Source organism: Streptomyces sp. NPDC058812 (assembly GCF_042744565.1).
GTDB lineage: Bacteria > Actinomycetota > Actinomycetes > Streptomycetales > Streptomycetaceae > Streptomyces > Streptomyces thinghirensis.
Window position 1 is genome coordinate 104430 of sequence record NZ_JBHYOB010000011.1, and the last position, 12956, is coordinate 117385.

At 68.9% G+C, this 12956-nt stretch carries 6 protein-coding genes and 1 pseudogene; 3 read left to right on the forward strand and 4 right to left on the reverse strand.

All coding sequences use genetic code 11. The features are described 5' to 3' along the window. Nucleotides 1-7: 7 nt before the first annotated feature. A complete protein-coding gene (locus ACFW48_RS23345; protein ID WP_386317514.1) occupies nucleotides 8-3250 on the reverse strand; it encodes a BTAD domain-containing putative transcriptional regulator in 3243 nt (1080 codons plus the stop codon). Between the two features lie 283 nt (nucleotides 3251-3533). Continuing rightward, on the reverse strand, nucleotides 3534-4439 hold the full coding sequence (locus tag ACFW48_RS23350) for a glycosyltransferase (protein ID WP_310872015.1): 906 nt from the start codon (nucleotides 4437-4439) through the stop codon (nucleotides 3534-3536). A 411-nt stretch (nucleotides 4440-4850) separates the two neighbouring features. On the opposite strand from ACFW48_RS23350, the gene ACFW48_RS23355 reads away from it, so the two are divergent. Further along, nucleotides 4851-5672, forward strand: coding sequence for an alpha/beta fold hydrolase (locus tag ACFW48_RS23355; RefSeq protein ID WP_386317516.1), 822 nt, complete (start codon nucleotides 4851-4853; stop codon nucleotides 5670-5672). Between the two features lie 745 nt (nucleotides 5673-6417). Here the strand turns inward: ACFW48_RS23355 and ACFW48_RS23360 are convergent. Beyond that, a pseudogene (locus ACFW48_RS23360) lies at nucleotides 6418-6639 on the reverse strand (hypothetical protein); the annotation flags it as partial. Between the two features lie 677 nt (nucleotides 6640-7316). Here ACFW48_RS23360 and ACFW48_RS23365 point away from each other — a divergent pair. Continuing rightward, on the forward strand, nucleotides 7317-8597 hold the full coding sequence (locus ACFW48_RS23365; protein WP_386317518.1) for a hypothetical protein: 1281 nt from the start codon (nucleotides 7317-7319) through the stop codon (nucleotides 8595-8597). 92 nt (nucleotides 8598-8689) lie between these two features. Here the strand turns inward: ACFW48_RS23365 and ACFW48_RS23370 are convergent, their stop codons facing one another. Further along, nucleotides 8690-10471: a DUF6119 family protein gene (locus ACFW48_RS23370; RefSeq protein ID WP_386317520.1), complete on the reverse strand. Its 1782-nt coding sequence runs from the start codon at nucleotides 10469-10471 to the stop codon at nucleotides 8690-8692. A gap of 714 nt (nucleotides 10472-11185) precedes the next feature. On the opposite strand from ACFW48_RS23370, the gene ACFW48_RS23375 reads away from it, so the two are divergent. Then, complete coding sequence (locus tag ACFW48_RS23375; protein ID WP_386317522.1) at nucleotides 11186-12946, forward strand: N-6 DNA methylase; 1761 nt, start codon at nucleotides 11186-11188, stop codon at nucleotides 12944-12946. Nucleotides 12947-12956: the final 10 nt, after the last annotated feature.

Here is a 12956-nt window from a genome sequence, read left to right on the forward strand (position 1 = left end):
GTGCGTCTCAACAGTCGGTGGGGGTGGCGTCGGCCAGTAGCTCCCGCAACTCCCCCGCCACCGTCTTCGCATCCGTCCCGTCCAGCGCCGCCAGCGCCGCCCGCCACTGCTCGTACGCCTCCCGGTCGCGCCCCCGCTCCCGCAGCAGCAGCCCCTGCTGGTGCCGGGCGAGACCGCCGGTGTAGCGGTCGGCGCGGGCGTCGGCGCGGCGGAGCAGCTCCGCGCACTCGTCCGCGGCCCGTTCGGTACGGCCCAGCAGGCGCAGGGCACGGACGAGGCCGAGCCTCGTCTGGGACTCGCCGTGCCAGTCACCGTGCCCGCCCAGGATGCGCATGCTCTCCTCGAAGTGCGATGCGGCGGCGGCCGGTTCGCCGAGCGTGAGGTGGGCATAGCCGATGTTGCAGTGCGCCGAGTGCTGCACGATGACGTTGCCGATCTCGTCGCCGATGGCGAGCGAACGCCGGTGCTGCTCGATCGCCGCCCGTGGGTCGGTGTGCTCGTAGAGATTGCCGAGATGGCTGTGGGTGATCGCCTCGCCCCACGGGTCGTTCAGCCGCTGTGAGTACGCGAGACTCTGACGCAGCGCCTCGGCCGACTCGTCGTGTCGGCCGAGGTTTTCGAGGAGCAGGCCACGGTTGTTGAGGCAGCGGCGGATCCGGCTGACCGTGCCGAGCCGCCGCCAGACCGCCAGCGAACGGTCGTTGAGCGCGAGCGCGTCACTGAGCCGGCCGGTCAGGAAGTGCAGGCCCGCGAGGTCGCCCAGCGCGTAGGCCTCGGCGGCCTCGTCACCGTGGAGCCGGGCGAGGTCGAGGGCGCCCCGGCCCAGTACCTCCATCTCGGCGACCCGGCCGCTGCGCTGGGCGTAGGGAAAGAGGAGCCGGAGGAGAACGGCGAGATGACGGACCCCGCCATCACCACCTCCCCCGCCACCTTCCCCGCCATGACCGCCGCCGCCACCGCCGCCGCCGTGGCGCTCGACGAGGGCGACGACGTTCTCCGACTCCAGGTCCCCCCAGGCGAAGGCGTCCTCGGAGCGGGCGAAGGGCGGGACCGAGGCGACCTCCGTCGCGTGCTCGGGAGGCTGTGCGGCGGTGGGGCGGCGGCGGTCGTCCTGGTCGATACCGGGTTCGACGATCGCGGTGAGGACGCGCTCGGCGACGGCGGCGTACCAGCGCAGGGTGATCGCGGCGACGTCATCCGTACTGTCGTCGCCGCGGGCGATCTCCCGGGCGAACTCGCGCACCAGGTCGTGGGGGGCGTAGCGGCCGTACGCGGTCTCCTCCAGCAGGGCCACGTCGACGAGGCGGTCGAGGGCGGCCTCGGCGCGGCCCTCGTCGACGCCCATGAGACGGGCGAGCAGCGCTGCGCCGTACGCGGGCAGATCGAGGGCGCCGATGCGGCGCAGTGTGAGGGCCGCGTCCCGGTCGGTCTCGCGGTCGGAGGCGGCGAGCGCGTCGTGGGCGACGGCGAGGGAACGCCGCACACTCAGGTCGTCGTACTCCAGGTGGTTCAGCCGCCCTTCGGTGGCGGCCAGTTGGCCGGCGAGCGCATCGGGGGTGAGGGCACGCCGGGCGGCCAGGCGGGCGGCGACGACACGCAGGGCCAGGGGAAGACGGCCGGTGAGCTCGACGAGGGGATGGCCGGCGTCGGGTCCGTACGGGCTGTCGCGCCCGGACGCCACCCGCAGCAGCGCCGCGCTCTCCGCCCCGGACAGCGGCGCGAGCGGGAAGCGGTGGGCGCCGTCGAGTGCGGTGAGCGGCGACCGGCTGGTGACGATCACCGCGCAGCCGGGGCCGGCCGGCAGCAGCGGACGTACCTGCGCGGCGTTCTCGGCGTCGTCCAGGAGCATGAGCGTACGTGTCGGCGCGAGCAGCGAGCGCAGCAACGCGGCTGCGGCGTCGTTCCGTTCTGGGACGAGTCGGGGATCGGCGCCGAGGTCGCGGAGCAGTGCGGTGAGCGCCTGTTCCTGGGTCAGCGGGGACATTCCGGGGGTGGCGCCGTGCAGGTTGAGGTAGAGCTGCCCATCGGGGAAACGTTCCTTCATCCCATGCGAGACATGGAGCGCGAGGGCGGTCTTGCCGACACCGGCCATACCGCTGACGACGGCTACGCGGGGATGCGAGCCAGGGGCGAGGGCGCGGACCAGATCCCCCCGTACGGTGCCGCGGCCGATGAAGTGTGGTGGCGCGGCGGGCAGTTGTGCCGGACGCGGAGGGGAGGCCGCCTGCTCCGGGACCGGACGGACGGGCGGGACGTCGACGCGCGGTACGGGGGTGCGGGGGGCGGGGCCGCGAGGGGCGGCATCGCGGGAGGCGGCGTTCTGTGGTGCGGGATTCCGTGAGTTCTGCGGCGCGGCATTCCGTGCGTTCTCTGTCCCGGCACTGTGTGTTGCGGCGCTCCGCGAGTTCCGTGGCGCGGCGCTGCGCGACGCCGGGCTCTGCGCGGCCTCGCTCGGCGGCGCGGCCGCCCCCCGCAGCACCTCCACGTGCGCCGCCCGCACGGCAGGGCCCGGCTCGATGCCGAGGTCCTCGGCGAGGCGGGCGCGCAGATCGCGGTGGACGGCCAGCGCCTCCGCCCGCCGTCCGGTGCGATGCAGGGCCAGCATGAGCTGACGGTGGTACGCCTCCCGCAGCGGATGCTCGACGGTGAGCGCCGACAGCTCCGGTACGAGGCTCTCCAGCCGCGCGCCGCCGAGGGACAGTTCGGCGTCGTAGCACCACTCGGTGAGCAGGAGCCGCGTCTCCTGGAGCCGCTGGGCGAACGCGTACCCGCCCACCTCGGCCGGCAGCCCGGCGAGCGGCGCGCCCCGCCACAGCGCCAGTGCGGCCGAGCCCGAGCGCACGACCCGCGCCCAGTCGCCGACGGCGTGCGCGGCGCGCGCCTCACTCGCGGCGGCCTCGAAGACGTGCACGTCCACCTCGCCCTCCTCGACCCGCAGGAGGTAGCCGGACGGTACGGTGTGCAGCCGGCCGGGCTCGTCGATCAGCCGCCGCAGCCGGGTCACGTGATTGTGCAGCGAGGCCCGCGCGGACACCGGCGGTGCACCGCCCCACAGCGCGTCCTCGAGCGACTCGACGGACACGGACCGCCCCGCCTCCAGCAGCAGCGCGGCGAGCAGGGCCCGGGCCTTGGGACTGGCGACGGGGATGGGTGCGGGGACAGGAGCGGCGTCGCCCAGCGGGACGCCGGCGTCGGCGGCGTACAGGACCGGTGGTCCCAGTAGTCCGAACCGCAGGCGGTACCGCTTCACGCCCCCTACCACCTTCCTCACGGCGACTTTCCGCCACGGCCGCCTCCGTCCCGGTCGCCTCCGCCACGGCCGCCTCCGTCACGGCGACCCCTCGTCAACGGAGAACCGTTGGCCACATGTTAGCGATCCGTTGGCAAGATCTGATGTGATCACATCATCGGATCTGGCCCGGGGGTGCGCGCGTAGAACGCGTAGCTCGGGGGAGTGTCGCCGCCGCGGCCGGGTCCGGGGACGTATGAGGGCCCCGTTCGTCAGAGGTGAACGACCGGGGCTCTCGTCCTGCTCAGATGACGGGCGGCCGTCCCAGCCGGGTGAGCCGCCCCACCGTGCGCCAGCGCATCGGCCGCCGCTCCCCCGCGGGCTTGCGCAGACCCTCCGCGAACCCGCCGAACCAGGCCCGCAGCCCGCCGAGCGACCGGTTGCGCGCCAGCGTGAGCAGCATCCACACGCCGAGGTGGACGGGGATCAGCGGCAGTGGCAGCCGGCGGCGGGCGAGCCAGACCCGGTTGCGGGCGTTGACGCGGAAGTAGACGGCGTGCCGGGCGGGCGAGGTCTTCGGGTGCTGGAGCAGCAGTTCGGGGGCGTAGAGGATACGCCACCCGGCGTCGGCCGCGCGCCAGGCCAGGTCGGTCTCCTCGTGCGCGAAGAAGAACTCGGCGGGCCAGTCGCCGACCTCGTCGAGCATCGCCGACCGCAGCGCGTGCCCGCCGCCGAGGAACCCGGTGACGTACCCGCCCCGCATGGGGTCGGAGGCGCCGACCCGGGGGACGTGCCGCTGCTGTGTCTCGCCGTGCTCGTCGGCGATCCGGAAGCCGACGATGCCGAGCCGGTCGTCGGCGGCGAACAGCTCCCCCACCCGACGCAGCACATCGGCGTCCACGAGGAGCCCGTCGTCGTCCAGCTCCACGACCACGTCGGTGTCGCCGAACTCCCGCAATCGCGCGAGCGCCACGTTCCGCCCGCCGGGACAGCCCAGGTTCTCGTCGACCTCGATCGGCGTGACCTCGCCGGGCAGCGACAGCCGCGCGGCGAACTCGGGCAGCGGGCAGCCGTTGCCGACGATCACGATCCGCGCGGGCGGAACGTCCTGCTTGGCCACGGACTCCAGCAGGGCGTCGACCTCGGCGGGCCGGTTCCCCATGGTCACCACGGCGACGGCGATCCTCGGTCCACCCGTGTGCTCGCCCATGCCCTCACCTCGTTCCGGCCGACAACGTGTGCGCGATGCTAGCCGTTCACGACCGTGATCCCGGGCGTACGCCCGCCCGTGGCCCCGCGGTTCGCCGCACTGGCCGTGTGGCCACGGTCACTGGTACGGAGAACCAAGGAACCCACAGATCAGGTACCTGACCTACGGGTTTCGTGTGGAGCCGCCTTGGAGACCCGAATCCGAGACCTACGCATGACGAGGGCTCGCAAGATCGTGACGGCGGGTGCCGGGCGGGGCCGCCACGACCTGTTCCCACTGGTCAGCGGCATGCTGTCGGGCACAGCATGCCGCCCGGTCCAGCCGGCCTCAGAACCGACTTGGCGTCACATCCATTCTCCGAACGCCAATAAGTGGAAGGTGTTGTTCATGAGGCAGGAGAGGAGTCCAGTGATGGACTGGCCACTTGGCGAGGAATTTGAGACGCCTGAAGGGGTGGTGCGGTGGGGGACTTTGGGCAGCGGAGACCCGATCGTGCTGGTGCACGGCACGCCGTACTCTTCCTTTCTTTGGCGGGACATCGCTCCGGCCCTCGCCCGTACCCGCAAGGTCTACTTTTTCGACCATCTCGGCTTCGGCCAGTCGGACCAGCGCGAGGGCCAGGACCTCAGCCTGGCGGCTCACGCGAGAAACTTCGCCCGGCTCCTCGACCACTGGGAGCTGTCCCGCCCCAGCGTTGTCGCCCACGACATCGGCGGGGCGGTGGCGCTTCGGACCTTGCTGTTGGAGGAGAAGAGCTACCGGGATCTGACCCTCTTCGACGCGGTGAGCGGTGGCGAGTGGGAGCGAGGACTCTTCCAGCTCTTCCTGGACCACGAGGAGGTCTTCCAAAAGCTTCCGGGGTACGCGCACGAAGCGCTGGTCGCCAGCCACCTGCGGCACGCCACGCACGTCGGCTTCCGGCCGGGAGTTCTCGACGCGTTCCTCGCACCGTGGCGGGGGGACTCGGGGCAAGCGGCGTTCTACCGTCAATACAGCCAGATCAGGCAGGCGGACACCGTCGCGTACGAGCACCTGCTGGCCGGTATGTCGCTGCCGGTGCGGCTCGTCTGGGGCCGCGAGGACCGCATTCTTCCTCCGAAGTACGCCGAGTGGCTGCACGAACGCGTTCCGCACGCGGAGCTGCACTGGATCGAGGGCGCCGGCCACCTTCTCCAGGAAGACGCGCCGGGCCGGCTGTTGGCCTGCCTGGCAGCCGATTTTCCCGCGGCCTGAGCTGCGGTGCGCGCGAGGTCTTCGGCTGAGCGGGGGTCCGGTCCGAAGGCACAGGCGAGTCCAGTGCCGCTTTCCCTGCCGCTTCCCCTTGTGCGGGGGCGGGCCGCGGGACTCACTGCCCGGCGGAGCCGGACGGGCCCGCCTCCCGCTGGCAGAGGAGTTGCTCGGCGTCCGGCGTCGAAGCCGCTCGCCTGGCGCAGGTTGGCGACGGCGGCTGGGCTGAAACGACCAAGCCGAAGCCCCCATCGGCACCCTTGGTCACGAAATAGAAAAACCCCAGGTCACGGCGAGTGAGTCCTGGGGTTGATCCGAGCCGCCTTCGGGATTCGAACCCGAGACCTACGCATTACGAGACCGAGAAGGCTTGTGCCGACCGCTGCCAAACTGTGCTGCGAAGTAGCGTTTGAGCTGGTCAGAGCATGTGCAGCAAGTTGTCCCGCGCCACCTCGTGTTGCGCTGTCCAAAGGCGTCTGTCCACCGGCCGTCCACCGGTAGGGGTGACTCCGGCCACTGGGCGGCCCGCCACAAGCGTCTCGCTTACGAGTGGTGCTACCTTCGCCTGTTCGCCGCACTGGCTGTTGCAAACCTACAAGGCAGCACTGAGGGCGTGGCACCCCTACGCGTCCCGCAGGGAACAGCAACTGCAGTGACAGCAGCAACGTCGTGTTCTTGTTTCATACCCGCTGGCGGCCTTCCCCCGGTCCGACGGCGGTGCCGCGAGCGCCGGTTCCTGCGGTGTGTCTTCGACCCCCACCAAACGCTGGAGGTCGGCGGTCACTACCCGGTAGGCGTTGCCGAGTTTCAGCACCTTGCACGGATACTCACCCCGCTTCGCCAGACCGTAGCCGGTAGACCTCCCTATTGAGAGGACTCTGTTCGCTGTCTGTAGATCCACCGTAGGTGGCAAGGCCACCAGGTCCTCACGGGTGAGGGCCGCACCGCCGCTCGCCCCGAGTCGCTCTGTCACCGCACCCTCCCCATGACACGGATCGATACCGCAGCCTCTTACGCCCCCTGGCCGATCACCAGCGTCATCCATAGGCACTCGGAAAGAACCTCCCAGAACAAGAGATTCACCCGTACGAGTGGTCGCAACCGATTGTGATCGTCTGCCGCAAAGCAGACCCGGCGACGCCGGGGCCCCAAGGCTCGGAGGTTCCGGCTGGACGCGCAAGCCACCGGGGGTACTTGACCGGAACGCGCAGTTGAATCCGGGGGCCCTGATCGCTGTGAGGGTGAAGCACGGGACCCTGCCGCACGCGCGCCCTCCGAGTCCGGGCTCAGAAGTGATTGTCGCCAGACCTCGAACTGCGCGCGGACGCCGTCAACCCGGACCTGATCCACCCCGTATGCCAGGAACAGCTGATGGCTGAATCTACCGACACCGGCCAGCATCTGAGCCAGACCGGCCCTGTCGAAGTCTGTGTCCCGCCGGCGGCAAGTTCGATCAGCCGCTCCCGCGAGCACCCGGCGCTGTCGGGGGCCACTGGGACCAACAGTTGTACGGGTGGCCCGTCGTTCTCTCGCGGGATGGGCGATCAGCACGACAATGCACCCACAAGTCATCTCCCTGCCCCGGGCCCCATGAGGGCCCTCGTGACATGATCTCCGTACGAATCAACGTGGTTGCGAATCTCCCGGGGGATGTCCTTGCAGTTCCCGCCCGGCGACGTAGTCGCCTCATTCGGCATGTACTTGAAGTTCAGGAGCCTGGCCGACCTCCTCAGAATGAGACACCCTGACCTCACGTCGACGGTCTCGGTCCCGGACATCCCACCTCATTACGTCAAGATCGACCTGGGAGACACTCAAGGCGCTCTCCTCGCCATCACGAAGATCGGGGGGATCCACGTCTGGGCCGTGACAGCCCCGGGCATCAGCAGTCGGCCGATCATCCTGCCCCTCAACGGGATGTCCGACGAGAACCTGGTGGATACCCTGCACGCCGCCGCATCTGCGCACGTCCAGGGACGCTCTGTCGCGTCCCCCTGGAGGTGGGGAGAAGCGGAAGTCACGCCGATCGTCCAGCTGGCAGACAAGTTGACCGCCAACGGCGCGGTGGTGCACAACGTTGTGGGCAAGAACCACTATTTCCTCTACCACCACGCCGATGGATGGTGGGATCCGAGAGTAGGGATCGCCAGGACCGGGACACGGTCCTACCTCGACGCCACCTACGGCGACTTCGCCTACCGCGCCTCCCACCACAAGACCCTCGGCTGGCGGGCTGACATCTACGATCCGCGTGAACGGCAGTGGGCTCGGCTCGCAGACCCTCTGGGCGCCGGCGATCCTCAGGGTATCGGCAAGCTCCCCGATGTCGCCGACCTCGTCGACGTATCGCCTAATGCGATTGCCTACTTGGCGTGTGAGCTCACCAGGGAGTCGAGCTGGGAGTGCCACGACCCGTGGAGTCCGGTTGACGCTCCTCCGTTCCGCGCTGCTCCTGATGGCGTGCGCACCCCTGACCTGCTGGAAGAACTCCTGCCAACCACCCATTCCGCGGGCGAGCGGGCCGCCCCGCAGGAACTTCCCCCAGACCTTCTCGTACGCCGGGTAGAGAGCCAGCTCCGGGCATTCGGCCTCGCTGACGTCGAATGGGGCGATTCCAGTTCTCCGCTTGTCTCACATTCGCGCCACATCGCCTGGCACAACTCCGCCCGAAGCATGTCCACTTCGGAGGTGCAACGGCTGAATGGCGTCGCCGCGGCCGAGGAGAAGCAGCTCCTCGTCCTGACTCGTAGTGGACTGACGCGGCCAGCGGGCCAGTTCGCGGACAAGGCCAAGGCGCTCGCGTTCCAGTGGGATGCGAAGACCGGCTTGTTGTTCAACGGCAACGCGCGTGGCACTGACCTACTCTTCCCACGCCTGGAGGACTTCGAGCTGTCGATCGGCCAGCGATCGCGGGACATGGCTCGCGACTGATTGCGATCCGTGCCCAGCCGCTCGGCGTCCCTCACACGAGCGGACGCCGGGACCAGAGCCGGACCCGCTTCGGGCGGCGTGGACCGTACGCTTCAGCCCGTGGTTGCGCGGGCCATCCCAGTCTCTGCCGTCCGCGAGATCGAGACGACTTCGAGGCGAGCTCCCATCCCCTCGAGCGCCGTCGCCGTATGCAGGAGGGAGATCTTGGCAAACGCGAACAACGAGTCCGAAGTCAGTTCTGCCCCATTCTTGAGCAGGATCCCGAAGACGAGCGTCGGTGAACTGAACGACCTGTCCAGCGCGTGCCTGGGCGAGAGCTTGTCCACCTTCGAGAGGAAGTCCTTCCGGGCCTGAAGGTCAAAGCGCACCGTCTCGATCCCGGCGCGCCCCTGAGCGAAGAGGTGGTTCAACGGGGCGGTACTGGATGCTGCCTTCTTGACGCAGATGAACTGACCCTGCGGCCCGAGAGCATCAGCGATCTCCAGGCCGCCTCCCCGCAGGCGCTCTGTGTGTACGTTGTTCTTATCGAGCAGTACATACCGATCCTGCGCGGCAACCTCCTTGTTGTACCAATCCTCGTCATGCACGTTGTGCCTCTTGTGCCCCTGGGGAACCCCACACCTTTCGCCCGTCTCGCACATCTCGACGGTCCAGGGCGGCATGGTGACGCTGGCAGGCTGGGCGAGGAGACCGGCGACCCGCTGCTCGACAACGGTGAGGTACTCAGCTCCGATCTCGTACCACTTCCCCTGCCAGTAGAAGTAGTGCGCAACCCCGTCGGGGACTTCTGCAGTGAACCAGTGGTCGACAGGAACCTTGCCGCTGTTCGCTTCGGAGTCGTCGGTGCTGGAGAACATCTGGATACGGCCCTCGCGCAGCGCACGCAGGCGACCTCCCTCCGGACGACGCTGGACAGCGGCAACGAGCTGGTCGACGTCAAGCTCGGCGTGCTGCCCGGCATGACCGGCGAGCGTCACCTTGAAGGACTCGGCGAACTCGAAATGTTCCCTGCACACGCTGGGCACAGCAAGCGCCATGCGGCTCGTCTGCCCCTCGCCAAGCATGGCGTCGAGGCGCACGTCAAGCTTCTGCGCCTGCTCGCTCTTCGGGCTGAGCGGCCGGACCTGGGCGATGAACTCGAACTCGGGCAGCGGGTTGGGCCGCGCGCACACCGCTTCGATCTCCTGGAGGTCACGGAGGAGGGCGGCGGGCGAGTTGCCAAGATGTATCTTGATCGACCTGTCGTTGCCAGTGACGTGGGCCGGCCGCTTACTCCCTGCGGTGAAGGTGAGGGGGACGTTCTCGATCTGTCCGGAGATCTGGCTGACGATCTCGCCGAACTGTTCGATGCCGAAGCCTCGGATGTGCTCACCGCTGGTGGCGGAGTTCTCGTCGGTGCGGCCACGGGCGTCCATGACCTGTCGGCGGACCTTGGTGATGCGGTCCTCCTTCAGGCAGCGGACGGCGAACTCGATGCCGAACCCGGGGTCGATCCGGACCGGGTCGATCATCAGGTGCCCCATGCCGTAGGTGATGCCGTACACCGAGTTCTCGGTCCGGACCAGGAAGAGGGCGAGCGAGGTCCGGTTCTCCTCCGCGACGGGGTGCCCCGTCAGGATGCTGAGCGGGTCGCACCAGTCGGCCCGGCCCGGGGCGATCGTGCCGGTGACGAGCAGGCCGACGAGGCCATCCTTGTTGACCGGACGGCTCGTGAAGCCTTCGCGGTCCAAGTAGCGGGGAAGCACGAAGGCACTGAGGTCCTCGCCTCGATCGGGCCCCTTGGCGCGCAGCCGGTGCAGCGAGCTCTTCCGGGTGGTCGGCGCCTTCTTCGCCGTAGGAGGGCGGGTCACGGTGCGGGAGACTTCAAGGGTCACGGGGGTCCTCGTCTTCGATGGTTGTGGCAGGGAGACGTTCTGGTGCACATACAGCTCGCTTGGCCAGCGAAGCGGCCTGACCGCGTGCGGCAGGTGCCGACGGTTCGGTTGTGCCCTTCGAACCATCGGCACTTGGTTCCGGCCGGTTAATGACGGCGGGTCGTCATCTGGGGCCCGCCGTGTACACGGCGGGCCGGGGCCGAGGTCAGGTGCCAGCCGTGGCACCTCGGGCAGAGGTACGAGCGGATGGGGTCCTTCCCCCTGGCACGGCCGCGGGCGCGGATCCCGGCGAGCGTGAGGTCGGCCGCAATGCGGTCGACAAACCTGGTCTTGCCGCAGGAGGTCTGCCGCTTGGGGCGGCAGGGATGGGGTTCCCGCCTGCTCGTGCGGACCTTGCGCTGATGGTGCACCGGGATTCCTCCGTGTTCAGGGCGGGGGATCTGCTCGATCTGTGGAACGTCGGTTCCGTTAGCGGGCGTGCCGCGTCCGGCGCCAGGAGGCCAAGGGACGACTGGGGCGTGCGGGGCTGTGATGGCGTGACGGGTGCAGGCGGCGGACCAAGGGCTCTCACCGGAAGGAACCGTAGCCACACCGAACGACGGAAGGCAAGCATGTTGACTAAGGTCAGCGATGTTCACAGACGCTCGTTGACGGAGGGCTTAGGTGTACACAAGGGCTTGCCGGGGGTGAGATCTGCCCGATATGGTCACTGTCATGACCCCAGCCGAGTCCGAGGAGATGACCGCCGCCGCAATCGCCAGGCTGGCGGGTGTCGGCCGTGCCGCCGTGTCCAACTGGCGCCGTCGCTACCCCGCGTTCCCTCAGCCTGTGGGCGGTGACGAGCGCAGGCCGACGTTCTCCCGGACCGAGGTCGAGGCATGGCTGGAAGCCACCGGCAAGGGCGATCAGCTGTCGACTGCCGGCCGCACTGAAACCGGCACCCACCGCGTGGCCCAAGAAGCGCCGTACCCTGTTCCGCACGGCGACCAGCTGCCGACGGCAGAAGCGGGGCTGGGAATCGCGAACCTGGACTCCGGGCAGTTGCTGGCCAGGGTGATGGCAGCGCTGCTGCCACGCACGACCGCAACGCCACGACCGATCGAGGTCGGTTTCACGGACGAACCTGCGGTACTCGACCCAGCCTGTTCCGACGCCACTTTGCTGCTGGCCGTCGCGGACCGCTTCGGGGATGCCGTCAATCTTGTCGGCCAGGAAATCGAGGAGTCAGCCGCCTCCGCCGCCGCCCGCAATCTGCGCAACAACGCACACGGGGCACCGTACGAGATCCGCACCGGCGACTCCTTTCTGGACAATCAACTCGACGCCTACCTGGGCAAGGCGGCTGCAGTGGTCTGCGAGCCTCCCTTCGACCTCCCCCGGTGGCCGGCCGACGAGCTGGCCGATGATCCGCGCTGGGAATTCGGTGTCGCTGCTCCACGTGACGGCGAACTGGCCTGGGTCCAGCATTGCTACGCCCATCTACGGCCTCGCGGCCTGGCCGTGGTCGCCGTAACGCCCCGTACTAGCCTTCAGCCCTCCGGGGAACACATCCGCGCTGAGCTGACACGTTCCGGGGTCCTGCGCGATGTGATCGCACTGCCGAAGGGAATGGGATCGGCATCCGACACCGGGCTTTGTCTTTGGGTGCTGCAACGCCCTTACGACGCTGTCGCCACGGAGACAGTGCGCATGGTCGATCTCTCGGGACTGGGCGACCCTGCTGATGTACCGCAGGAGTTCGCCGCCTGGCAACGTCTCTTCTCTGATGCCCACCCGACGAGATTCCGCGCCGTTCCACGCCGAGAGATCCTCGACGGCGACGCCAGCCTTCTGCCCTCCCGGTACATCAGTTCTCCTACCGAGGCGAGCCCCGAGGACTTCCGCCGAGTCACCGACCGGCTGCGGATCATGTACACGAGCCTCGGCCAAGGTCTTCCGCGCTTCGCCGCGCCGCCGAAGCCGACGCACCACGTGTACGTGACCTTCGGCGAGCTGGAACGTGCAGGCGCCCTGAGAATCCGTTCCCGCGAGACCACCCCGCACGCAGGCGATCTACTTCTTCGGATGCACGGCCGCCCGCCGGTTGTCGCTACCGGCAGCGCCGAGGACGAAATCGGCATCGCTCAGGTCATCGAGATCGACGACACCCGGCTGGACGCGCACTTCCTCGCCACGTTCCTGCGCATCGACGCCAACGCACTGCCGGTGTCCAACACCCTCGGCGTACTCAGCCGTGAGGACCTGCGCCGCTGCCGCATTCCTCGTATGCCCCTCTTCGACCAACGCCGTTACGGAGACGCGTTCCGCCACCTCCAGCAGCTCGAAGACGTACTCACCACGCTTGCGAAGACGAGCACACACGTCATCGAGCAGACCCTCCTTGGGCTGGCCACCGGTGTTCTGGCACCGGAGTTCACCACCTCGCAGCACACTGATGAAGCCAAGCCGGCTGACGACGAGACGAGAGTTCTGTGACCTCAGCACC